This window comes from Limosilactobacillus reuteri, from assembly GCF_020785355.1.
Taxonomy (GTDB): domain Bacteria; phylum Bacillota; class Bacilli; order Lactobacillales; family Lactobacillaceae; genus Limosilactobacillus; species Limosilactobacillus reuteri_I.
The window spans coordinates 86,031-110,645 of the sequence record NZ_JAJGVH010000032.1 but is presented as its reverse complement, the minus strand read 5'-3'; the positions used below and the strand labels follow the sequence as shown (position 1 = coordinate 110,645).

Below are 24,615 nucleotides of genomic sequence, written 5' to 3'. Positions count from 1 at the left end.
TATTAACGATGAAATTTATAATAAATAGCAATTCCCATAATCAAAAGAAGGACAAGGTCAGCAAGACGCGGGTTTGTTTTAAATAACTCGTGCATTGCATGAATTTGTCCAATACCAAGGGGAAGAGTAAACATAGAAAAGACACCCTTTCAAAATTTACTTAAGCGCTTAGTAGTTTTTTATAAGGAATTCTTTCATATCTGTTGGTTGATGTCCAGTGATATGCGCAAAGTCGTCAGTAACTTGGTCCATCAAGCCCATTGCAGCTGCTTGGTACATCGAAGCGAGTTCGTTTCCGTCACCCTCAGCCGCGTAAATTTCAGCAAATTTTTTTACGGTAACGGGGTTATAACCAATCTCTTCACCTGTAACATTAGTCATAATATAACTAAGTTCTGGCATTGTATAATTTTTGCTCATGGTAAGGAGATAATTTTGTCCCTTGTCTCGCAAGTATGGTTTAACTGCTACATTGGCGATGGCTTCAGCACTATCTTGGCGGGAAATAAAACTCATTGCCTGGTCACCAACCGGGTAAATGATATTGTGGCGTTCAATTAATTCTGGAAGGTAAGGGACGAGTGGGTCAGCATACAATGAATTCTTAACAACAGCGTATTTAAGGCCGGAACTGGCAAGCCGGGCAGGTAAGTATGCGTAGTAACCAGCCATTTGGAAAGGATTGTTATATTGATCTGCAATAAAACTAACATCGACTAAATTATGAACGGCAGCCTTAAACATTGCGGTTAATGAATTCTCAAATTCGTCAATTCGATCCTTAACTAAGTAGGTGATGCTTGGAATGTAGATAACAACATCGATTCCGCTAAAGGCTGCCGTCATTTTAGCAACGTCATGATAGTCAATTGCGGCAATTTCATATCCAGCATCTTTGAATTGGGAAGCTTTGGCAGGATTGTGAACGCCGACGCGGATGTTGTCTGGGGATGTAAGTTTGCTTAATTGCTTAACAACGTGTTGACCAAGGTGCCCGGTTGCACCAGTAACCATATACTTCATTATTAGTTCCTTCTTTCTTTTTCGGCATCTTTCATTGCTTGTTTAACGCGAATAGTGTCGATGACATCTTGTAAACTGGTTCTCGCAAGTTTGGCTTTCGCGGCTGTTTCCGCTTGTTGGTAAAAGCCGTCAAGCGTCTCTTGAATATTCCCGCCAACGATGCATTGGGGATTTGTTCGTTCATCAATTGTAAATAGATGCGCATCCCCTTCGATCGCAAGAAAAATGTCATAGAGTGAGATGTTTTCGGGTGATTTTGTAAGCGCTGGATCAGCTGCACCATGGACGGTATTGATTAATCCAGCTTTATTGAGCGCGCTCATCAAACGTCGGACAACAACTGGCGAAGTTTCAATGCTGCTAGCAATATTATTACTTGTTAATGGAATAGTTCCTTGATAAATATTAATGAAAGCAAGAATATGGATGCTATCACTAAAACGGGTTGAAATTTTCATATTATCATTCCTTTAATGCTAATTGTAATTTATAAAGTTACATGATGTCAAGAGATTAAATTCGCTATTACCTTGACAATTATTTTTCTTAGATATAGTATTAGTTTATTGATTGAAACTTTTTTAGTTACAAGTTAGGAGAAAATAAATGAAATTTAAGAAAATCGTTGTTCTGTCATTATTAAGCATTACTAGCCTACTAGCAGGGACTATTACGCCGGCAGTAGCAAGTGCTGCCAGCAATAAACCAATTATTGTGGGTTCAAAAAATGTTTCAGAAAGTAAGACTGTTAGTGAAATTTACGCGCTTGCACTTGAGCATGAGGGTTATAAGGTTACTCGGAAACCCAACATTTCAAATAATGTGATTTTTAGTGCAACACAAAAAGGCGAAGTTGATGTTTATCCTGATTATACGGGAACGATTGTAGAGGCATACCTTAAAAAGAAGGGAACTGGCAAGAGTGCTAGTCAAATGGCTAAATTAGCACACGATGGTATTCAAAAAGACGGCTTAACAACATTTAAATATGCACCAGGTGATAATCGCCAAGGTGTTGCAATGCCAACTAAGGACGCAAAGAAGTACCACATTACTAATTTAAGTGAACTACAAAAGAATGCAAAGAAGATTAACTTTGCTTCACAGGGTGAGTTCGAAAAACGTGCTGATGCCCTTCCAGAAATGAATAAGGTTTATGGTAAATTTGATTTTAAGTCAATTAAGGACTATGACGTAAATTTACTCTACAAGATTATGGAACAAGGGAAAGCACAAGCAGCTCCAGTTTCAACAACTGATGGTCAATTAGCAACTAGTAAGTTTACTTTACTAAAGGATAATAAGAATATTTGGCCACCATATAATTTAGTGCCAGTAGTAAATAAAAAAGCTGCCAAAAGTCATCCAAAAATGGAGCAAGCCTTAAATAAAGTTGATGCGAAGTTAACAACTAAGCAATTAACAGATCTAAACAAAAAAGTTAATGTCGACGGGCAAAATTATAAGACCGTTGCTAAAAATTGGTATAATCAAAATATGAAATAAGTGCCAAGGGGGCAGATAGCTAGTTTTTCTTGCTAGATATTTGCTCCTTCGTTATAGGCAAAAGATGAGGAGAGTGGTAGCTTGCTAGACCAAATAATTCAATATTTTCAAACGAATAGCGGACAATATTGGCAATATGTTGGTCAGCATATAATTCTGACTGTTGTAACGCTAGTGATTTCAATGATCATTGCATTGCCATTAGGATATATTGGTTCGCGAATAAAACCAGTTGCTCAATTTTGTGTGATGTTTGCGCAATTGTTACGAATCATTCCTAGTTTGGCATTGCTGTTTCTATTAATTCCATTTATTGGAACGGGGGTTGTCCCTGCGTTAATTGCTTTAATTGTTTTAGCGCTTCCGCCGTTGCTAATCAATACAATTCTCGGCTTTAATGAAGTGAGTCCACTATATAAGGAAGTTGGGATAGCCCTAGGGATGGATCAGCGCCGATTACGTCGGCAAATAGAAATTCCCCTGGCGTTGCCCTATATTTTAAACGGAATAAAACTAGCATTGGTTGAGATCATTGCTAGTGCAACCTTAGCTACTTATATTGGTGCTGGTGGATTGGGGACCCTAATATTTACTGGCTTAGGCTTATACGATATGAGTTATGTAGTGATTGGCGCAGTAAGCGTTGCTATTTTATCCTTGCTGGCAATGATTAGCTTTGATTTTTTAATTAGAAAGGTACAAAAGCATGACAGAACCAATTATTCAATTTAAACATGTTGAGAAGCGTTTTAACGATCAAACGGTGATTCCTGATCTCAATTTTACAGTCAACAAGGGCGAATTTATAACGATTCTTGGCTCATCTGGTTCAGGGAAAACTACTACCTTGAAAATGATTAATGGGTTGATAGCGCCAAGTGCTGGTGAAATCTTAATTGATGGACAAAAGCTTCGGGAACTCGATCTAGTAAAATTGCGCCGGCACATGGGATATGTTGTCCAACAGATCGGATTATTTCCTCATATGACAATTGGACAAAATATTGCAGTTGTGCCCAAAATGCTGCATTGGGATAAGAAAGAGATTAATAATCGTGTTAAAGAACTACTAAGTCTTGTTCAACTAAATCCCGCTGAATATATGAATCGCTATCCTCAACAATTATCTGGGGGCCAACAACAACGCGTAGGAGTGGCAAGAGCTTTAGCGACTAATCCACCGTATGTATTATTTGATGAACCTTTTGGCGCACTGGATGCCTTAACAAGGATGGAATTGCAACGAGAAGTAAAAAAGATTCATGAATCGTTGGCAGAAAAGACTTTTATGTTTGTAACCCATGATATTAACGAAGCTTTATTTTTAGGCCAGCGAGTGATGATCATGCATGAAGGACGCATCGTTCAGTTTGCTACGCCAGAAGAAATTGTGCGCCATCCAGCAATGGAATTTGTTGAGCAGCTTTTAGGAACGATTCGCCAAAATCAAGATTTGTGGAGGCAACAATATGATTGAGTATTGGAATGAGAATTGGCCGATAATGCTTGATGATGTGCAGCAACATGCAACAATGGTTCTTTCTTCATTAGTAATTGCCTTAGTGATTGCGGTTGTAATAATCTTATTATTCTTACGGCGTGAAAAATGGCTTAACAGTTTGATCTATTTCTTTTCGCTCTTATATTCAATTCCAAGTTTTGCATTTTTTGCCTTACTCTTACCGATTTCTGGATTAGGAATGAAGACCGCGATTATTGTTTTAACGATCTACTCTGAATATGTCCTATTGCGTTCCTTCATTACGGGAATCCGTGGAGTTGATCCACAATTAATCGAAGTTGGTGTGGGGATGGGGATGACATCTCGACAGGTTTTTCGCCAAATTCAATTGCCGCTAGCATTACCGGCAATTTTTAGTGGAATCCAAGTGGCACTAGCTTCGACAATGGCAATGGCAACTATTGCGGCAACGATCAATGCTGGTGGGCTTGGTCAATTATTGTTTGAAGGATTGCAGGGGCAACAGGTCGTGCCGATTTTGTGGGGAACAATTTTAACAATGGCTTTGACATTAGTTTGTGCCGGAATTGTTCAATTGATTTCGTGGATGTTGTTGCATCGGTGGAAAGGAGTATTAAATAACTGAGCAGGAAATTAGTAGTATTCCCTGAGAATTCGTATAATCAAAATAGGTAACGAAAACGAGGAGGATGCTGAATGGATAAAAATGAATTAAAGAAATTAACGCCAATGCAATATGCTGTGACTCAAATGGGAGTTACTGAAAAACCATATAGTGGTAAATATGATCGATTTGATGAACCGGGTATTTATGTTGACGTTGTTAGTGGGGAACCATTATTCTCATCATTAGATAAATACGATGCAGGATGTGGGTGGCCAGCATTTACTAAGCCGATTAAGAAGCGTGTCCTTACCGAAAAACGTGATCAATCATTTGGAATGGAGCGAACCGAGGTAAGAAGTAAGGAAGCTGATTCACATCTAGGGCATGTCTTTACTGACGGTCCAACTGATCGTGGAGGATTGCGCTATTGCATCAATTCAGCAGCTTTGCGGTTTATTCCGGTTGATAAATTGCAAGAAAAAGGCTATGGAGAATATCTAAGTTTGTTTGATAAATAACTAAAAATCGGAACTGTGACATAAGTTAAGTTACTTTCATAAAAAGCAAATACGCAGTACAACAATGGCCTCTAATGTCCGGCAGAACCGAACGTTAGAGGCCATTGTTGCTTGCGGGGACTCCCAGAGGCTAGCTTCACGTCGAAAAATGAAGTCACAAGTGACTTCTGTCTCGCTCCCGATGTTGGTTTTAAATTATTTATTTTTCTTCTAACATTGCGTCATAAAGTGAAGGGCGACCACCTAATAAGCGATTAACATAATAGGCGACTAAGGTAATTAAGGTCATTGGTAAAATTTGTTCAACTGAACCAACCATTTCAGTTACTAATAAAATTGCTGTAAATGGTAATCCTTCTGCCCCGCCAAAATATGCGGCCATTGAAATTATAATGACGTTGACATAACAACTAGCTGGGATTATTCCCATATGGATAAGAATGGTTCCAGTCAATGCGCCAACAACGGTTCCTAAAACGAATAATGGCATGAAAATACCACCTGGAACTGTAGCACCATACGCAATCATTGTGCCACCAAAACGAAGGATAAAATAAATTAATAAAATTGCGACCATTGCTTTCCAATTCGTTGAAAGTGACATATTGGTGACATATTTAATAAAATCGTGACTACCACCAAGAATATAAGGATTCCATAACCCAACAGGAATAACTAATAATAGTGGAATAATGCTATGGAATTCTTTGGGGATAAAGGTGATTTTGCTGTACCACCAGGTGAGGTTGAGGGCAGCAAATTGAAAACAGTATGCTAAGAAACCAATAACAACCCCCGCAATGATTAACCATGGATAAGATGCAACAGGCAATTTGGTTGTGATTGGAATATATAAGCAGGGCTTAATGCCAAAAAACAAAAAAGTAATAAATGCAGAAACAATGGAAGAAGTTAAAGCGGGAATCCAAATTCGGGAATTGAAATTATGCGTCATTTCTTCTAGTAAAAACATTGTTCCTGCTAAAGGAGCGCTGAAAGCAGCAGATAACCCAGCAGCAACTCCACATTCCATTAATAAATATTTATCTTTATCTGTGAGGTGAAAAAATTTTTCGTTAAAGCAAGCTCCAATACAAGCACCAATTTGGATACTTGGTCCTTCACGTCCTAAGAAAAGTCCAGGACAGATAGTGAGCAAACTAGCGACAAACTTTCGCCATAATACAGGCCACCAATGGATCCGGTGTCTTCCTAGCAAAACAGCTTTTAATTGTGTAACCCCGGAACGAACAACGTCCTCTTCATAGGGTTTTACAATTTTTCCAATTAACCATGCAACGATAAATGTACCTAATACATAAGGAATCAAAACTAAGGGATGTTTTCCCATAAAAGGATAGATAATAGTAAGTAAAGTCAGCGTATGATCGATAATCCAACGAAAGACTCCAATTACAAGACCAGTTACTATCCCAATAGCAATGCTAACGCCAAGGTAACGCGAAACAATGGAGGTGAATGGTTTTCCTAAAATGTCCCGTGCCCGTTTGTGATATAAGGTATTTTCATTTTTCACAAATACTGCCTCCAATACGGTGTTTTCCCTATATTAGCATAAAAAGAGAGTGAACAATAACAGTCTGCGAGAGATAAGTATTGTTCACTCTTATTTTCTATGAGCTTTTTAATAAAATCTATGTTGGTGTTTACCACCCACAAATAAACTTATAATTGAAGCTAATAAAATTGCGGAAAAACTTACAACAGCGATTACGTTACTCAATAATGACATCATGGTAAACACCCTTTCTTAATAAAATTGACATCGCTTTCATCAACTACATTATAACATTAGTTGGCTATAATTGATTAAAAAGCATCTCTTATTTTACTAATTAGAGTATTCATTTAAACATCTTGCTTATTCTTTGAAGAAATCACGAATAATTTGCTTATAAGCTTTAATTGTAGCGACGTAACTAGAAATTGTTGTATATTCATCATTTTGATGAGCCGCATTCCAATCATCACAACCTAAAATTACAACCGGAAGATCTGGCCGATTTAATGTAAATACACTCGCATCTGTTGCACCATTGATAATATCGAGTTTGATATCATCTGGATAATTGCGCTGAGCAGCATTGAGGGCGATTTGGACAAAATCATTATTAGGTTCTGTTGCAATGGGATAGAAATCTTGAATAATTTTTAGTTCTAATTGGAAGGGCGTTGTGTGATTAATGTATTCAAGCGCATCGTTTAATCGATCTGCAACTTTAATATTATTAAATGCTGCCGTGGGACGAATATTTCCATGTAAACTAGCGCTGTCGGGGATGGTATTAACTTGTGACCCACCGTCAATAACTGTAATGCTATGCTGCACTTTACCGAGATACTGATCATCCTTGCTATTATCAAAAAGGTGTTTTTCTTCTTCGATAAACTTTAGCAACCCTTCAATTGCATTAATACCGTTTTGCGGATGTGAACTATGACAAGACTTTCCATAGCTAGTAACGCGATAGTTCATACTTCCTGAGTGAGCAAAAATAACGTTTCCGCCAGTTGGTTCACCAACTACTAATGCATCAAGATCATCGGCAACCCCTTGTTTTTGTAATCGATAGGCACCAGGAGTACCAAGTTCTTCTCCGGCGGTAGCAATAAATCTAACTGTTCCTGATGGCAGTTGACCAGCTTCTTTTAATTCGATTAAGACGATGGCTTGAGCAGCCAGACCGCTTTTCATGTCAGCTGCTCCCCGACCGAAAACATAATCACCGTTAATCTCGCCGCCAAAGGGATCATGTTGCCAGCGATCTGGATTAGGTACTGCCACGGTGTCTTGGTGCCCAGTAAGTCCAAGAATCTTTTTGCTTTCACCAGTTCCGATTTCCGCGATCAAATTTGCACGACGGTCACCAAATTCATCAACTTTTGAATCAATTCCGTGACTTGCTAAAAGTTTTTGTAAGTAATGGGCTACCTCAACTTCATTTCCATTAACAGAATGGATTTTTATTAAATCTTGCAGTACTTTGACTTTTTCACTGACTTCCATAATAATCCCTCCTATATGTTAACGGTCTTGGTGGTTAAGTTTCTTGGCTAAAATATCGCCAACTACTTGAATGATTAAAACAAATAAAAGAACAAGAATCGTGGCGACAAGGGTTACGTCGTTGTTAAAGCGGTCGTAACCGTATGAAATAGCAGTATTACCTAAACCACCAGCACCAATTGCACCGGCCATTGCAGTAAGGCTAACTAAACTAATTAATGTAACGGTGGAGACACGGACAAGTTCAGAACGAGCTTCGCGGAGGTAAACGTCAATAATGATATCCCGGTTAGTAGCCCCAATAGCTTGGGCAGCTTCAATTTTACCGTGGTCAACACTTTCAAGCGCAACTTGAACTTGACGAGCATAGAAAGCAAATACACCTAATGAAAGTGGCACTAATGCGGCGGTTGTTCCAATCTGTGTTCCAACAATCAATTGGGTGAAGGGGGCAATGAAGGCCAACAAAATGATAAATGGAATTGCCCGGAAAACAGATACGACTTTATCAACGATACTAAAAACAATTCGATTTTCTAAAATTCCACCGGGCTCAGTAACCACAAGCGCAACTCCGAAGATTAATCCTAAAATTCCGCCGAAGATAGCAGGCCAGAAAGTCATGTAGATAGTTTGCACGATTGAAGTGCCCCAACCGTTGTCACCACCCCAACCAAGTTGAATTACATTTGGTATAAGATTATTCATTCCAAATCCTCCGATCATCAATCTTTGTGACAGTAACATCGTTTTCTTTTAAGAAGTCAATAGCTTGTTGACGCTTATCAGCATCGCCCTTGATAACCACAAACAGGGTACCGACTGGTGAACCGGCCAAGACTTCAATGTTTCCATAAAGCATACTTGCTTCAACTTGCAGCTTCTTATATAACTCGATAATGATTGATTTAGTCACATTATTTGCATCGTAGACCAATTGCAGCAACTCTTCATCATCGTCAAGGTGGCCAAGGTCAAATGCTTTAAGGGTATCGACTGCGGCTAAGGAACCTCCCACAAATTGACGAGTTAAGTCCTGTTGTGGTTGGAGGAACACCTTCTGTAAGGTGCCGCGCTCAATGATTTGTCCATATTCCATGACAGCAATCTTATTCGCTACCCGTTTAACAGCGTCCATTTCATGAGTAATAAGGACAATCGTTAAATCCAATTTATCATTGAGCCGTTTAAGAAGGTCCAAAATCTGATTAGTGTTTTGGGGGTCAAGAGCCGAAGTAGCCTCATCAGAGATTAGAATTTCAGGATCATTAGCTAATGCCCGGGCAATGGAAACTCGTTGCTGTTCACCACCAGATAATTGAACAGGGTAGAATTCAGCCTTATCCTTTAAGCCAACTAAGTCTAAAAGTTCAAGCGCCTTCTTCTCCTTTGCGTCATCATCCAGGTCAGTATGTTTAAGGGCGAAAAGGACATTTTCAATTACTGAAGTTTCATTTAATAAATTGAAGTGTTGAAAAATCATTCCAATTTTTCGGCGCTTTTCTTGTAACTCTTTATTGCTAATTTGCTGTTGATGGTCTTTGAAAAAAACAGTGCCATTAACTGTTACTGATCCAGCAGTAGGAAGTTGGAGGAGGTTGATGGTTCGAACTAATGTTGATTTACCAGCTCCAGAATAACCAACAATCCCATAAATATCGCCCTTTTCTACTTTTAAGGTAACATCCTTAACGGCATGAACAACCTGTTTTCGCTGCTTAAAAGTTACGCTAATGTTGTCTAAGTCAATGATCGGGTTCGCCATATTAATCCTCCTTTATTTATTGAAGTTGAGGTCCCAAGCAGGAATTTCTGCAGTTCCGTATAGTTTCTTAATTTCTCGTTTAGTTTTTTCAGTTTGGTAAGCACGTACAACATCTTTGTAAATCTTGTTGTTCTTTTCACTGTCTTTAACAGCAATGATGTTGACCCATTGCTTTGAATCCTTGTTAACTGGTTCAACGAAAATAGCACTCTTGTAATTAAGACCAGCAGCTTGCGCATAGTTAGTGTTAACTACTGCGGCATCAACGTTATCTAGCGACCGGGCTGTTTGATCAGCGGCTAATTCTTTAATCTTAAGATCGCGTGGGTTCTTAGAAATTGAACTTACGGTTGCGAGCTTTGTACCCTTCTTTAGGTCAATCAAACCAGCATTCTTTAATGCGAATAATGCCCGTGATTCGTTTGAAGCATCATTTGGCACTGCGATCGTTCCACCATTAGGAATTTCCTTTACACTCTTGTATTGCTTGGAGTATAACCGGATTGGAGTAATAAATGTATCACCTAAAGAAACAAGATCAGTTTTATGGGCTTTATTCCAAGTTTGTAAGAATAACTTGTGTTGGAAGGCGTTTAAGTCAACATCGCCATTTTCCAAAGCCTTGTTTGGTTGGTTGTAATCAGTGAATCGTTTGAATTTTAAAGTAACGTTGTACTTATCTTTAGCGGTTTTGCTTACTGAATTCCAAATTTCATCGTCTTGTTTTGAACCAGCCATAATCCCGACAGTAACAGTCCGTTTTGCTTGTTGTTGCGGACGGATAAAACTAAAGTATCCGGCAATAACAACGATAAGTGCAACTACTGACCAAATAATGATATTTCTTCTTTTCTTTCTCTTCATAGTAAAAACTCCCTTTCAATCAATTAAATATTTTCGTTGGTTAATTAAAACGTTAACTTGCTAGTAAATAAAAAAGCACTCGTCCCTTTATTCAAAGGACGAGTGCTTCGCGTTACCACCTTTATTTGCTGAATCTTCACAGACCCAGCCTCAGTAGGTTACTCTAATAAAATAATTAGAATTACCTAGCACTAATAACGTGTGCTAACCCGTTATCGACTAACAATCATCGATACCATTCCAAGCCCATCTTCAGTAGTTACGCTTGCTTCTTCACACCACCCAGAAGCTCTCTTGAAAGCCTCGCTACTTACTCTGCTTTTCGATATGTTTTAACGTTCAATTAATTATTATGTGTTTTATTATAATGATTCTCTAATTTTTGTCAACGCATTTTTTAATTTAAATTTTGCTTTATTTAAGTCATCAATCGTTTTACATGAGATTATAATAGTATTTATTAAAGATAGTAAGGATCGAAAATTAATGAATAAACCAGTAAAACTTGAGGATGTTGCTAAAAAAGCCGGCGTATCTAAAACAACTGTCTCGCGGGTGTTAAATAAGCGGGGCTATTTAAGTGGAGAAACAATTAAAAAAGTTCAGAACGCGATGAAAGAGTTAGAATATCGTCCCAATGTTATTGCCCGTCAGCTTTTTAAACAAAAAACTAATTTAGTAGGGCTAGTTTTTCCCACGGTCAACAATCCTTTCTTTGGTCAACTGGAGGCAGCTTTAGATACAGAACTATATCAGGCTGGCTATAAAGTTTTAATGGGAAATAGTCAAAATAACCCGCAAAAAGAACAAGAGTATATGCAACTATTGCTCAACCATCAGATTGATGGGTTAATAATCGGGGCTCATAATGATCAAGACGTCCAATATAAGGAAAAGAATTTACCAATTGTATCAATTGAACGGTTAGTAAGCTCTCATATTCCAATGGTGGGTGTAAATAATTATGAAGGAGGACGCTTAGCAACGGAGCGTTTGGTAGAAATTGGTTGTCGCCATATTATCCATACTAATTATCCTCCTCATGAAGAATCAACAAATGGTCAAAGGCGCCGGGGATATGAAGATGTAATGAAGGAAAAGGGACTGCCAGCGATTACCTATGCGGTTGATTTTGATCGGCCAGTTGAAGAGAAAAAGAAAGTATTTGAACAAATATTTAGTGAACATCCAGAAGTTGATGGAATTTTTGCTGATAATGATACTAATGCGGCATTGATTATGCAGGTAGCCCAAAAGTATGGGCGTAAGATTCCAGAAGATTTAAAGATAATTGGCTTTGATGGTGCTGATATCACCAGGGTTCTTTTTCCGGAATTAACAACAATTCAGCAACCAATTAATTTAATGGCTAAGGTAGCAGTTGAGCTACTTGAACAGCAAATTAAGGGAGAAGTAATTGAAGATTCTATTCAATTACCAGTGAAACTAATTACGGGGGTAACAGCTTAATGCTGCTCTTTTTTCATCCATTTATGTCAACCGGTTGACATAAATGGATGAAAGCGATACCATGAAAGCGTTGAAAATATAATGGTGATGTAAATGGTTAGTAAAAATGAGGTGACTTATATGCTGTTAGGAAGCATTGAAGCGGGTGGAACTAAATTTGTATGTGCGGTTGGAAATATCAATTATCAAATTAAGAAATCGATCCATATTCCAACCACTACTCCTAAAGAGACGTTGCAAAACTGCATTGATTTCTTTAAGCAATTTGATGATCTAAGTGCAATTGGGGTGGCTTCATTTGGTCCGATTGAAATTCGCCGCAGTTCACCAAAATATGGCTTTATTACCAATACCCCGAAGAAAGGGTGGCAAGATGTTGACTTTGTTGGAACCTTAAAGAAGGCCTTTGACGTTCCGATTGCTTGGACTACTGATGTAAACGGATCAGCATACGGAGAATATGTTTTATCAACCTTATTTAATAAACGGATCCATTCCTTGGTTTACTACACAATAGGTACAGGTGTTGGTGCTGGCTGTGTAATTGATGGTAAATTTGTTGGCGAATTAGGCCACCCAGAAATGGGGCATATTCGGTTAAAGCGGCATCCTGATGATCTTGATTTTAAAGGAATTTGTCCATACCATGGCGATTGTCTTGAAGGTCTTGTAAGTGGACCGACATTTGAAGCGCGATTAGGTAAGAGCGGGCGCGATGTTCCATTAACTGATCATGTTTGGGATATTATGGCTTACTATGTTGCACAAGCTGCTCTTGATGCTACTTTAATGTTCCGTCCCGGACAGATAGTTTTTGGGGGAGGAGTAGTTAGTGAAGAGTTTTTAAAGAAAGTACGCCGTGAATTTAAGAAGTTACTTAATGATTACGTTAATGTTGGCAATGTTGACGAATACATTACGATGCCATTAGCTCAGAATAATGGTTCAGCAACAATTGGTGATTTTGCGTTAGCGTTGAAGGCGGCAACCGAATAATTTTAGTGGGGATGCGTTAAATGGATGAGAAAAAATTCATTATTTGGTTAGGAAGAATAGCTAGTGTTATTGCTGTTTTAATGTATATTTCGTATATTGCTCAGATTTATAATAATTTACATGGTCATTATGCTGCACCGTTACAGCCATTTGTTGCTGGAATAAATTGTACACTATGGAGTATATACGCGTATTTCAAAACAAACCGTGATTGGCCAGTATTTTGGGCAAACTTTCCTGGGATTTTCTTTAGTTTTGCAACATTCTTAACTTGTTTTCCGTGGTAGAGATAGAAAATAAGTAATTAGGGGAAGCAGGAAATAATTTCCACAATATCGTAACAATATTCGTATAAAAAACGAGGCTGAGAGAAAACAAAATTTTCTCCCAACCTCTTTTATTTTGCCTATCTATAGTAATTAAAAAATAATTATGTTATGATTACAAAATAATTAAAAAGGAATTGAAAGGGGTCTTAGTAATGACACGAAAAGTTGGAGTTATCGGAATGGGTAATGTGGGGTCAACAGTTGCCCACTATATTGTGGCAATGGGTTTTGCAGATGACCTAGTTCTGATCGACAAAAACGAAGCAAAGGTTAAGGCAGATGCACTTGATTTTGAAGATGCGATGGCTAATTTGCCTTTCCATACCAATATTACTGTTAATGATTACAGTGCGTTGAAGGATGCGGATGTAATTGTATCCGCGTTAGGAAATATCAAACTTCAAGATAATCCTAATGCTGATCGTTTTGCGGAACTTCCATTTACCCGCCAAGCAGTAAAAGAGGTTGCACAAAAGATTAAGGAAAGTGGCTTTAACGGTAAGATTGTGGCTATTACTAACCCGGTTGATGTTATTACCTCGCTCTATCAAAAAATAACTGGTCTTCCGAAGAACCATGTATTAGGAACTGGGACCCTGCTTGACTCTGCACGAATGAAGCGGGCAGTGGCTGAACGGCTTAACTTAGATCCGCGTTCTGTAGATGGTTATAATCTTGGAGAGCATGGTAATTCACAATTTACAGCATGGTCCACTGTTCGCGTTCTTGGCCGTCCTTTAACTGAATTAGCAGATAAGCGCGGATTAGACTTAGAAGAGCTTGATAAGGAAGCTAAGATGGGTGGCTGGACTGTCTTTCAAGGGAAAAAGTATACTAATTATGGGGTTGCAACGGCAGCTGTTAAGCTTGTCAATGCAATTTTATCCGATTCGTTGACTGAATTACCGGTATCGAACTTCCGTGAAGAATACGGAGTCTACTTGTCTTACCCAGCGGTCGTTGGTCGTGATGGAGTTGTAGAGCAAGCACAACTTGACTTGACAGAAGAAGAACTGCAAAAGCTGCAAACATCAGCCGATTTCATTAAGGAAAAATATCAGGAAAGTTTACAAGCAAAAGATTAAGGAAAATTTAAATAAAGAAAATAGACTAGCATAAAAAAATTATGCATGGTAGAGTTGCTTCTATACTTAACAAATAAAAGTGGCGTCATCAGATAAATTTGGTGGCACCACTTTTATTCTGTAAAAATATAGAAAGGAAATATATCATGACAAAAGAAGTAAAGCGTATAATCTTTGTAGTTCTTTTTTGTGAGTTTTTGATTTGTCTCGGAATGAGTCTCATCTTCCCAGTTGAACCGTTCATTAAAAATGAATATCACTTTACTGCCTTTGACATGGGAGTGATGTCTTCCCTATTTGCGTTTGTGCAATTTATTGCTTCACCCATTGTTGGTCGGATTTCAGACAAAGTTGGACGAAAACCAATGTTAGTATGGGGATTGCTGATATTTGCGATTGCTGAATTTGTTTTTGCCTTAGCACAGCATTTATGGTTATTTGACTTATCGCGGGCAGTAGATGGATTATCAGCAGCTATGTTTGTGCCAACATCAATGGCATTAGCGGCAGACATTACTAGTGAAAAAGATCGCGCCAAAGTTATTGGGTGGTTGTCAGCAGCTTTTAGTGGGGGATTAATTTTAGGACCAGGTCTTGGTGGAATGTTAGCGCATGTAAATTATAAATTCCCATTTTGGGTTGCTGGTATTCTGGGATTGATTAGTACGGTTGTTGCCTGGCGCTTTTTACCTCACGATGAGGATGAATTATTTAAGAGTGAAACTAAAAATCCAGAAAATGAATTATTGACTGGTGGTTGGAGTCAGTTGAAACAAATTATGACTCCAATACTAATTACGCTCTTTGGAATGATCTTTGTAGCTTCATTTGGATTAGCTGGCTTTGAAAGTATCTATAGTTTATATGTCAATGAAGTTCATAATTTTGACTTAAACGCAATTGCGCTTGTTTTAACCCTCAACGGGATTATTTCGCTTATTCTGCAAGTCTTTTTCTTTGATCGGCTAGTTCGTTGGCTGGGAGAAGTTCGACTAATGCGATACAGTTTTTTCCTTAGTTTAGTTGGAACGATCATGGTGATTTATGATCACAATCATTGGCATATCATTATTGCAACCTTGTTTGTTTTTGAAGCGTTCGATATGTTGCGCCCAACAATTACTACATTGTTAACTAAGATGAGCAAGACAAACCAAGGATTATTGAACGGGGTAAATATGTCATTGACAAGTGTGGGGAATATTATTGGACCGCTTATTAGTGGCTATTTATTAGATGTTAATTATCAATATCCATATTGGTTCGTATCGATATTCCTAATTATTTCCTGGGTAATAACGCTTGCTTTAGGACGGGAAAGAAAAGCAGCTGCTAATGATTAAATGTTTAATTTTATGTAAGAAAAGAAAATGGGAGCGAGACAGAAGTCACTCGTGACTTCGTTTTCGAGCCCCCGCAAGCAACAATAGGCCTTCAGTGTTCGACATTGCCGGACGCTGAAGGCCATTGTTGTACTGCGCTGTTCGTATTTTATGGAAGTGACCTAACTTATGTCACAGCTCCATTGTTGTATTTATACTTAATTTTGTCGTGCCTGTTGCAGTGCATCTTTAGTTGCTTCTTTAATTGCACGGCTTGTTGCACTGGCCCCAGTAATGCCATCCACATCTGCACTATTAGCCGCAATAATTTTACCGGGAAGTTCATCTAAAGCCCATTGACCCATTTCAGATTCATGATGTTTGATTACTTGTAAATCTTGAATCTTATCATCTTGGTAGGTTAATAATACTTCTAATTCACCGCCATAAGCACTAAAGCCACTTCCAATATATTGATTTCTGTCTATTTCTCTCATTTTATTATTATCCATAATCTTCTAAGTTAAATCACATTATTTTGGCCTGTTACGCAGAGTGATAACAGTGGACAAGTTTGACATTTAGGATTTCTTGCCGTGCAGACATATCTACCCCAAAAAATCATACTATGATGAGCATCTAACCAGTGTTCAGGAGGAATAGTTTTCATTAACTTCTTTTCAATTGCAAGAACGGATGCTTTGGGTTCAACCATTCTAAGGCGGCGGGCAACACGACTAACGTGGGTATCAACTGGGAAAGCTGGAATGTTAAAGCATTCTGCAAGGACAACATCAGCAACTTTCCTCCCGACTCCAGATAAGGTCATTAGCTCCTTGAGGGTGTGGGGAACCTCACCGTTAAAGTCAGTAACAATTTGTTGAGAAGTTTTGACTAGGAACTTAGCTTTATTTCGATACAGTCCTAATCTTTTGATATAAGGCTCAACTTCCTCGGGTTCAACCCCTGCTAAATCTGCTGGCAACGGAAAACGAGCAAATAGTGCTGGCGTTACTTCATTGACAGATTGATCTGTTGACTGTGCACTCAAGATTGTAGCCAAAAGAAAGTGGTAGTTTGTGTCAGCAATCAAAGTTGTTCCTGCTTCGGGAAATGTTTGCCGCATGACCTTGATTGAGTAACGAATTTCATCTGGTGATAACATATAAAATCACTCTTTTCGAATATGATTATAACTATTTTAACCCGAATGATTAAAATAGCGAAGGGTAATAACCTCATTTTATACTCATTAAATTATTATTTGTAAAATTGAGGGTTAGCAATATGACATCAATTTATGTTAAGGAAAAAATGTTTAATATGGATGTAATTGTAGAAATCGCTTTCTTTAATTAATTTAAATAAACGATTGACCAGAGAAGAGCACCTTGGTAAAATGTATTAAAGATTTTCTTATAATTCTAATCAAATTTTAATTATTCAGAAAAGGAGGATGATTATGAGTTTTTGGAAAACAATTACACGTAAAGAAGACCCGCGTGTTTATGATAATAAAGACGGTCATTTGGTTCGATCTTTGAAGGTGCGGGACTTTTTAGCTTTAGGTGTTGGAACGATTGTGTCCACTTCCATTTTCACTCTTCCTGGTGAAGTGGCCGCAATGCATACCGGACCTTCAGTAGTTATCTCTTTTTTAATTGCTGCAATCGTGGCGGGGCTAGTTGCCTTCGCCTATGCAGAAATGGCTGCTGCAATGCCGTTTGCTGGTTCAGCCTATTCATGGATTAACGTCGTGTTTGGAGAGTTTTTTGGTTGGATCGCTGGTTGGGCACTATTAGCTGAATACTTTATTGCTTTGGCCTTTGTTGGGTCTGGTCTCTCTGCTAACTTCCGGGCATTATTTGTTCCGCTTGGCTGGAAGCTGCCTGCTTCATTATCAAATGCTTTTGGTACAGAAGGCGGAGTTGTTGATATTGTTTCAGTTGTTGTAATTATTTTAGTAGCTCTCTTAATTTCACGCGGGGTATCACAAGCTGCTCGTGTTGAAAATCTTCTTGTTATTCTTAAAGTTTTTGCAATTTTACTTTTTATTGTTGTTGGTTTAACCGCTATAAAAGCAAGCAATTTTATGCCATTTATTCCACAATACCATGAAACAGCTAATGGTGCATTTGGTGGTTGGCAAGGTATATATGCCGGGGTATCGATGATTTTCCTTTCCTATATCGGATTTGACTCAATTGCTGCTAATTCAGCGGAAGCAATCAATCCACAAAAAACGATGCCACGTGGAATCCTTGGTTCCTTAGTAATCGCGGTTGTTCTTTTTATAGCAGTTAGTCTTGTATTGATTGGGGTATTACCATATCAACAATACGCTAACAGTGCTGAACCAGTTGGGCTTGCATTACGTGCAGCTCATCATAGTGGTGTAGCAACTGTTGTTCAAACAATTGCTGTTCTAGGAATGTTTACCGCCTTGATTGGGATGAGTATGGCTGGTTCGCGGTTGATTTACTCATTTGGTCGTGATGGAATGTTGCCAAAATGGCTTGGAAAACTTGATGAACATAATCGACCAAACCGTGCACTTTGGACGCTTACAATTGGTGCTGTTTTGATCGGTGCTTTCTTCCCATTCGCCTTTCTTTCCCAATTGATCTCAGCCGGTACGTTGATTGCCTTTATGTTTGTTTCACTTGGTATTTATGCATTACGTCGTCGTGAAGGACAAGATATTCCAAATCCTTCATTTAAGATGCCATTCTATCCAGTATTACCAGCTCTAGGTTTTCTTGCTTCATTACTTGTGTTTATGGGATTAGATTACCAGGCAAAACTTTACGCTGGTATCTGGTTTGTCTTTGGCTTAATTATTTACTTTGCTTATGGAATGCGTCACTCGTCAATGGCAAAGAAAGAAGATGGACAAAATGTTAAAAACGAAACTGAAGCAGGAGAAAACGAATAGAGATGTTTTATTAGAAGAAAAAAATGCATTTGCAACTGCTGCCCGGATTAAGTACTACGATATTGTATTAGATCATGGACAGGGTGCAATGGTTACTGATATTGAAGGAAATGATTATATCGATTTGCTTGCCAGTGCTAGTTCGACTAATACTGGTCATGCGCATCCGCGAGTAGTGCAAGCTATTCAAGAACAAGCAGCTAAAATGATTCAGTATACTCCAGCGTATTTTGCTAATTCACAAGCAGCGCGGTTGGCACCTCGATTAGCAGAATTAGCGCCGATAAGCGGGCCAGTTGAAATGGTATGGGGTAATTCTGGTTCGGATGCTAATGATGCAATTATTAAATTTGCGCGAGCATATACTGGACGCCAATATATTATTTCCTTTACGGGGGCCTATCATGGTTCAACTTACGGTTCAATGAGCTTGTCAGGTGTTTCATTAAATATGACACGAAAAATGGGCCCAATGCTACCAGGCGTAGTAAAAGTACCATTCCCTAGTCCCTGGGAACGATTAACTAATGAAAGTGACGAGGCGTTTGTTGAGCGGATGTTCCATCAATTTATGCTGCCTTTTGAAACTTATTTGCCAGTTGATGAAGTTGCTGCAATTCTTATTGAACCAATTCAAGGTGATGGGGGAATTGTTAAGACTCCTCCTGCTTATATGCAAAAGGTATACGAGTTTGCTAAAGCTAATGGAATTCTCTTTGCCGTTGATGAAGTTAATCAAGGCATGGGACGGACTGGTAAATGGTGGTCGATCCAGCATTTTGGGATTGAACCAGATTTAATGTCTGTTGGTAAGTCATTAGCTTCGGGAATGCCGCTTAGTGCAATGATTGGTCGTAAGGAGGTTCTGGAATCATTAGGGGCCCCAGCCAATGTTTACACTACAGCTGGTAACCCGGTTACGACTGCAGCAGCGAACGCGACCTTAGATGTTATTCAAAATGAGCATCTTTTAGAGCGTTCACAACGCCTTGGCAAAAAAGCAGCTGAATTCTTTAAGCTTGAACAGCAAAAATATCCCTTTGTGGGTGATGTTCGAATGTATGGACTGGATGGTGGTATTGATATCATCGATCCAGTTACGGGAAAAGGTGATACAGAAGCAACAACCAAGCTAATGTACCGCATCTTTGAATTAGGAGCAATTATCATTAGTTTGCGGGGGAGTATTCTTCGTTTCCAACCACCATTAGTTATTACAGAAAAAGAATTAGATCAAGCTTTTGCGATGATTGATCAAGCATTCGCGGAATTAGCCGCTGGTAAATTAGCAGCTCCCGCAAATGCAGAAGAGTTAGGTTGGTAACTCTTGCAATTTAAGACCATCTTCGGGTATACTTTAAGCGCCATCTTAGCTCAGCTAGGTAGAGCACATCCATGGTAAGGATGAGGTCGGCGGTTCGAACCCGCTAGATGGCTTAAAATGAACTAAGAAAAGAGATTTAGAAAAACAAATCGTTTTTCTAAATCTCTTTTCTTCTTTATAAGAATATGGCCTTGCTAGTAATATAATTAGGATTGAAATTACAGCTATGTTAAAATCAAAATTATGTAGCATTAGCTTAATTGATAAATTGGAGGAAAAGAAATGGAATTTATTGCAGTGTTGGCGGGGTTATTGCTTGCAACCCAGATCGTAGCACACTTATGTCGTCGTGTTGAGATTCCAGAAGTGATTGGACAAATCCTGGTTGGAATCATTGCAGGACCCGCTGTTCTAGATTGGGTTCATTTAAATTCAATGATGAATGAATTTCAGGAAATTGGGGTTATTATCTTGATGTTCATCGCAGGATTGGAAAGCGACCTATCCTTACTAAGAAAATACTTGAAGCCCGCTGTTGTTGTGGCGCTTTTGGGGGTAATTGTTCCCATTGTAATTATGGGACCGGTAAGTTATATGTTTGGCTTTACTAAGCTTGAATCACTGTTTATCGGGGTTATTTTTGCGACAACATCTGTTAGTATTTCAGTTGCAGTATTACGTGAATTTAATCGCCTAGATAGCCGAGAGGGGGCAACGGTGCTTGGAGCAGCGGTTGCCGATGATATTATTGGTGTTATCTTATTAAGTGTGATGATTAGTGTAATCAATGGAAGCAGTAATAGTGGTCACGGCAATGGTCAGCCTTTAGGAATTGTTCTCTTGATGCAGTTAGTATTCTTTGGTGGAACTTACCTATTGATTCGTTGGTTAGCACCTTACCTAATTCATATGAGTGATCGCCTATTAACAGTTGCTTCAACGTCGGTAATGGCGATGATTATCTGTTTAGGCATGGCCGCAATTGCTGATTATGTTGGTTTAAGTGGGGCTGTTGGCTCTTTCTTCGCTGGAATTGCTGTGGCTAACACCAAGCATAAAGAAGTTGTTGACCGGAGTTTTATTCCAATTGGGTATGCAATGTTTATTCCGCTATTCTTTGTCAGTGTAGGGTTGAACATGCGCTTTGATAATATTGGTGAATCGTTTGTCTTTGTTATTGTAATGACAATCCTTGCATGCTTAACAAAACTGCTTGGATGTGGAGCGGGTGCTAAGCTATCTGGCTTTAGCATGCCAAGTTCTTATGTTGTCGGTAGTGGGATGGTTGCCCGTGGTGAAATGGGATTGATTACGGCCCAGATTGGTTATGAAGCACATCTTCTTTCACCAATGTATTATTCAGATGTAATTACCGTGATTATTATCGCAACTGTATTAGCGCCATTTATTTTAAAGAATGCATTAAAACGATCAGTCAACGAACTTGAGTAAAGGGGGCTTTTGATGGAAAATCATGAACGAGAAACAGAGCAAGCGCGGGTTGATAATGTTGAAAAACAAATTGACCAACAGGTAGCTGCTACCACTAAAGCTGTTGAAGATGCTCATCGTGAAACACGGGCAGTTGAACGCAATTATAGTGAAAATGCATCCATTAACCGTTATGAAGTTGATGATATTGCCGAATCTCGGTCAATGATTGAACAGCAGCGACAATTGGTTTCACGAGCAGCGGAAAGTGAATCAATTCTAAAGCACCAGTTAAGAACTTTGAAAAACTTAAAAGGGTCACCGTATTTTGGCCGGATTGATATTCAAGATCCTGGTGAAGATAAGAGTGAAACGCTATATATTGGTACTTCTTCCTTAATGAATGAAGATAAAACAGACTTTTTAATTTATGACTGGCGGGCACCGATTTCTGGGGTTTACTATAATGGTACCCTTGGGAAAGTCAATTATGAAACGCCAGCTGGGATGCAAACCACAGAATTAAAAAAGAAACGCCAATTCACTATTAAGGATGGTAAGATCACTAACATGTTTGATACCAATGAAACGGTTGGTGATGAAGTTTTGCAAGCAGCTCTTGGAAAGCAAAATGACCAGTATATGCATAATATTGTGGCAACAATACAAAAAGAGCAAAATGATATTATCCGTGATACGCGTAGTGATCTTTTGCTAGTACAAGGAGTGGCTGGTTCAGGAAAGACTTCAGCGATCCTTCAGCGAATTGCATACTTGCTTTATCATAGTCGAACAGAATTGAATGCTGACCAGATTGTCCTCTTTAGTCCCAATAATTTATTTAGCCACTATATTTCTGAAGTTTTGCCAAGTCTTGGTGAAAGAAATATGCGGCAAGTAACATTAGAAGGGTTTATCCGGCGGCGTTTTGAAGGCTTACAAGTAGAAACATTATTTGATCGCTATGAAGAACGGCAAACACCTGAAAATGCTTCTCATGTTGTTGCTGACTTTATTGAAAGCGAATCTTTTATGACGTCAATTGCACATTATGTCGAGAAAATGACAATTGAGGATTTGCAGTTTGCTGATATTCGCTTTAATGGTCAAGTTTTCTTTTCGGCTGATCATGTCAAAGATCTTTATAAAGAATTACCATTGACGATGGCTCCTGCTGATAAGTTAGTTCAATTAAAAAATAAGTTAATTCGTGAATTACAGCGGCGAGTTAAAGATGAAGCTAAAAAAGATTGGGTAGCTAAAGAACTGGATTCACTTGATTTACAACAATTGCACAACCTTTATGGTAAGAAGACAATTGATGACTTTAAGGATGAAGATGAGCAATATGCTTACCTTTCGCGGCGCTTAGCTAAACGACGCTTACGTGTGATTGCAGATGCGATCTATAATAATTACTTTCTCGATTTTTATAATCAATATAATAAGTTTTTGCATCAGGTTGAGGTGCCTAAAACAATTAGTCAGCGGGAATGGGCAACAATGATTCTTGCCTTTCAAGATGAGATTGAATATCATCGGCTGGAATTAATGCATGCGGCACCTTTGATGTATCTGCGTGATTTGATTTCCGGGACAGGACAAAATCGTTCTTTTCAATATGTATTTATTGATGAGATGCAAGATTATTCAACAGCGATGTTAATCTACTTAAAACACGCCTTTCCCCAAGCTAAATTTACGGTCCTCGGTGATAGTGAACAGGCTCTTTTTAAGCCATTGCAGTTACCGGAGGACTTATTAAACAAACTTAGTGGGGTATTAAAGGCAAAGCGACCTAATCTAATTGCTTTACGGCGGAGTTATCGTTCCACGACGGAGATTACTAATTTTGCGAAGGCCTTGTTGCCGGATGGAGATAAGATAATTTCCTTCACTCGCCATGGAAAGAAACCACGCTTGTTAGTCCGTTATTCTGATAAAGAGAGTCAGCAAAGCTTGTTAGATGAGACGCTTAAATTAGCTACCGAACATGAAACTGTAGCGATCTTAACCAAAAATCAAGAGCAAGCCGCTGTTATTTATCAATTACTTCATCGGCAAAAGGTTGAAAATATTCATCTCCTAGATAAGGATGCAAGTGAATTGCCAAAGGGGATCTTAATTCTCCCAATTTACTTAGCAAAGGGGCTTGAATTCGATGCTGTCCTTGCTGCGGATGTCTCTGCTAAAAACCTAGCTAATACTGATGAAGTCGGTATGATCTATACAATGGCATCACGGGCAATGCATGAACTGGTCCTTTTAAGCAACGGTTCAGTTAGCGACGCAATTAACGAGAAAGCTGGGCGTCTTTTAACGATTGAATATCAATTGCCAAATAAAAATTAAATTTTTCTATTGTCTAAAAACGCTTTCAAGAAGTGTCGACTTATGATAATCTAATGGAGTAGATATAGAAAAAGGAGATGCTTCGCCATGGTTAAAGACGAATACACACTTGTACTAGTAAAGCCTGATGGGGTAAAGACTCGTCATATTGGAGACATTATTACCCGTATTGAACGGAAAGGATATAATATTGAAGCTCTTAAGATGATTGACCCATCAGAAGAAAAGCTTCGTCAACATTATTTTGATAAAGTTGACAAACCATTCTTCCCTGAATTGTTAGAATACATGACAGAAGGACCAATTGTCGGAATTGTTGTTTCTGGTACTAATGTAATTCAAGCTATTCATAACATGGCAGGTGCTACTAACCCTGGTGAAGCTGAATGGGGAACAATTCGTGGTGACTATGGTCGTGAATGGCCTGATGGTAACTTGCGAAATATCATTCATACGTCTGATAACGTTAATAGTGCTACTCGTGAAATTGGTATTTGGTTCCCAGAATTTGATATTAAAGATAAGCAGTAGGATTAAAGAGAGGCTGAGAAAAAACTTCGTTTTTTCAACAGCCTCT

General features: G+C 38.7%; 24 protein-coding genes, 1 tRNA gene and 1 other annotated feature. Of the genes, 16 read left to right on the top strand and 9 right to left on the bottom strand.

Going from position 1 to position 24,615, the window contains the following annotated elements; all coding sequences use genetic code 11:
* Window positions 1–168: 168 nt before the first annotated feature.
* Window positions 169–1,023 (bottom strand): NmrA family NAD(P)-binding protein, encoded by an 855-nt coding sequence (locus tag LMB56_RS01230; RefSeq protein ID WP_229283342.1) that lies wholly within the window; start codon window positions 1,021–1,023, stop codon window positions 169–171.
* Window positions 1,024–1,025: 2 nt separating this feature from the next.
* Window positions 1,026–1,481, bottom strand: coding sequence for an Rrf2 family transcriptional regulator (locus LMB56_RS01225; protein ID WP_229283343.1), 456 nt, complete (start codon window positions 1,479–1,481; stop codon window positions 1,026–1,028).
* Between the two features lie 148 nt (window positions 1,482–1,629).
* Between LMB56_RS01225 and LMB56_RS01220 the strand changes: the two genes are divergently transcribed.
* The 5 genes from LMB56_RS01220 to msrB all read left to right on the top strand — a co-directional run bounded on the left by LMB56_RS01220 (window position 1,630) and on the right by msrB (window position 5,137).
* Window positions 1,630–2,529, top strand: coding sequence for a glycine betaine ABC transporter substrate-binding protein (locus tag LMB56_RS01220; RefSeq protein WP_229283344.1), 900 nt, complete (start codon window positions 1,630–1,632; stop codon window positions 2,527–2,529).
* Between the two features lie 81 nt (window positions 2,530–2,610).
* Window positions 2,611–3,261, top strand: coding sequence for an ABC transporter permease (locus LMB56_RS01215; RefSeq protein WP_229283345.1), 651 nt, complete (start codon window positions 2,611–2,613; stop codon window positions 3,259–3,261).
* Entirely contained in the window at window positions 3,236–4,006 is a 771-nt protein-coding gene (locus tag LMB56_RS01210) for an ABC transporter ATP-binding protein (RefSeq protein WP_229283346.1), read from the top strand. Before LMB56_RS01215 ends, LMB56_RS01210 begins: the two co-directional genes overlap by 26 nt.
* Window positions 3,999–4,637, top strand: coding sequence for an ABC transporter permease (locus LMB56_RS01205; protein ID WP_065533590.1), 639 nt, complete (start codon window positions 3,999–4,001; stop codon window positions 4,635–4,637). The genes LMB56_RS01210 and LMB56_RS01205 overlap by 8 nt, the downstream gene beginning before the upstream one ends.
* A 71-nt stretch (window positions 4,638–4,708) precedes the next feature.
* Window positions 4,709–5,137 (top strand): peptide-methionine (R)-S-oxide reductase MsrB, encoded by a 429-nt coding sequence (msrB, locus tag LMB56_RS01200; protein ID WP_086142779.1) that lies wholly within the window; start codon window positions 4,709–4,711, stop codon window positions 5,135–5,137.
* Between the two features lie 199 nt (window positions 5,138–5,336).
* On the opposite strand, the gene LMB56_RS01195 is transcribed toward msrB, so the two are convergent.
* From LMB56_RS01195 to LMB56_RS01175, 5 genes are all read right to left on the bottom strand, one after another.
* Window positions 5,337–6,674, bottom strand: a complete 1,338-nt coding sequence (locus tag LMB56_RS01195; protein WP_016497149.1) for a ClC family H(+)/Cl(-) exchange transporter — start codon at window positions 6,672–6,674, stop codon at window positions 5,337–5,339.
* Between the two features lie 345 nt (window positions 6,675–7,019).
* Window positions 7,020–8,165, bottom strand: a complete 1,146-nt coding sequence (locus LMB56_RS01190) for an ArgE/DapE family deacylase (protein WP_229277410.1) — start codon at window positions 8,163–8,165, stop codon at window positions 7,020–7,022.
* 18 nt (window positions 8,166–8,183) lie between these two features.
* Entirely contained in the window at window positions 8,184–8,891 is a 708-nt protein-coding gene (locus LMB56_RS01185) for a methionine ABC transporter permease (RefSeq protein WP_411268716.1), read from the bottom strand.
* Window positions 8,866–9,930: a methionine ABC transporter ATP-binding protein gene (locus tag LMB56_RS01180; protein WP_016497147.1), complete on the bottom strand. Its 1,065-nt coding sequence runs from the start codon at window positions 9,928–9,930 to the stop codon at window positions 8,866–8,868. The genes LMB56_RS01185 and LMB56_RS01180 overlap by 26 nt, the downstream gene beginning before the upstream one ends.
* A 12-nt stretch (window positions 9,931–9,942) precedes the next feature.
* Window positions 9,943–10,794 (bottom strand): MetQ/NlpA family ABC transporter substrate-binding protein, encoded by an 852-nt coding sequence (locus tag LMB56_RS01175; protein WP_003671339.1) that lies wholly within the window; start codon window positions 10,792–10,794, stop codon window positions 9,943–9,945.
* Between the two features lie 91 nt (window positions 10,795–10,885).
* Window positions 10,886–11,129 (bottom strand) — a binding site (T-box leader).
* 151 nt (window positions 11,130–11,280) lie between these two features.
* Here LMB56_RS01175 and LMB56_RS01170 point away from each other — a divergent pair.
* From LMB56_RS01170 to LMB56_RS01150, 5 genes are all read left to right on the top strand, one after another.
* A complete protein-coding gene (locus LMB56_RS01170) occupies window positions 11,281–12,264 on the top strand; it encodes a LacI family DNA-binding transcriptional regulator (RefSeq protein WP_229277408.1) in 984 nt (327 codons plus the stop codon).
* 120 nt (window positions 12,265–12,384) lie between these two features.
* A complete protein-coding gene (gene scrK, locus LMB56_RS01165) occupies window positions 12,385–13,260 on the top strand; it encodes a fructokinase ScrK (RefSeq protein WP_229283347.1) in 876 nt (291 codons plus the stop codon).
* 20 nt (window positions 13,261–13,280) lie between these two features.
* The gene (locus LMB56_RS01160) at window positions 13,281–13,547 is read left to right on the top strand and encodes a hypothetical protein (RefSeq protein WP_086142625.1); all 267 of its coding nucleotides are present in this window, start codon (window positions 13,281–13,283) and stop codon (window positions 13,545–13,547) included.
* A 194-nt stretch (window positions 13,548–13,741) separates the two neighbouring features.
* Window positions 13,742–14,674, top strand: coding sequence for an L-lactate dehydrogenase (locus LMB56_RS01155; protein ID WP_065533596.1), 933 nt, complete (start codon window positions 13,742–13,744; stop codon window positions 14,672–14,674).
* 146 nt (window positions 14,675–14,820) lie between these two features.
* Window positions 14,821–16,017, top strand: coding sequence for an MFS transporter (locus tag LMB56_RS01150; RefSeq protein ID WP_229283348.1), 1,197 nt, complete (start codon window positions 14,821–14,823; stop codon window positions 16,015–16,017).
* A gap of 197 nt (window positions 16,018–16,214) precedes the next feature.
* Here LMB56_RS01150 and LMB56_RS01145 read toward each other — a convergent pair whose 3' ends face one another.
* Together LMB56_RS01145 and nth are read right to left on the bottom strand one after the other, a co-directional pair.
* Window positions 16,215–16,508 carry an FMN-binding protein gene (locus LMB56_RS01145; protein WP_153703140.1) on the bottom strand — a complete coding sequence of 98 codons (294 nt, stop codon included), beginning with the start codon at window positions 16,506–16,508 and terminating at the stop codon, window positions 16,215–16,217.
* A gap of 11 nt (window positions 16,509–16,519) precedes the next feature.
* Entirely contained in the window at window positions 16,520–17,161 is a 642-nt protein-coding gene (gene nth, locus LMB56_RS01140; protein WP_229283349.1) for an endonuclease III, read from the bottom strand.
* A 297-nt stretch (window positions 17,162–17,458) separates the two neighbouring features.
* On the opposite strand from nth, the gene LMB56_RS01135 reads away from it, so the two are divergent.
* From LMB56_RS01135 to ndk, 6 genes are all read left to right on the top strand, one after another.
* On the top strand, window positions 17,459–18,931 hold the full coding sequence (locus tag LMB56_RS01135) for an APC family permease (protein WP_229283350.1): 1,473 nt from the start codon (window positions 17,459–17,461) through the stop codon (window positions 18,929–18,931).
* A complete protein-coding gene (locus tag LMB56_RS01130) occupies window positions 18,894–20,255 on the top strand; it encodes an aspartate aminotransferase family protein (RefSeq protein WP_229283351.1) in 1,362 nt (453 codons plus the stop codon). Before LMB56_RS01135 ends, LMB56_RS01130 begins: the two co-directional genes overlap by 38 nt.
* A gap of 39 nt (window positions 20,256–20,294) precedes the next feature.
* Window positions 20,295–20,368: transfer RNA gene (locus tag LMB56_RS01125), tRNA-Thr, on the top strand.
* A gap of 169 nt (window positions 20,369–20,537) precedes the next feature.
* Complete coding sequence (locus tag LMB56_RS01120; protein ID WP_153706555.1) at window positions 20,538–21,707, top strand: cation:proton antiporter; 1,170 nt, start codon at window positions 20,538–20,540, stop codon at window positions 21,705–21,707.
* Between the two features lie 12 nt (window positions 21,708–21,719).
* Window positions 21,720–24,038: an RNA polymerase recycling motor HelD gene (helD, locus tag LMB56_RS01115; RefSeq protein ID WP_229283352.1), complete on the top strand. Its 2,319-nt coding sequence runs from the start codon at window positions 21,720–21,722 to the stop codon at window positions 24,036–24,038.
* Between the two features lie 87 nt (window positions 24,039–24,125).
* On the top strand, window positions 24,126–24,569 hold the full coding sequence (gene ndk / locus LMB56_RS01110; protein ID WP_003665559.1) for a nucleoside-diphosphate kinase: 444 nt from the start codon (window positions 24,126–24,128) through the stop codon (window positions 24,567–24,569).
* Window positions 24,570–24,615 lie beyond the last annotated feature (46 nt).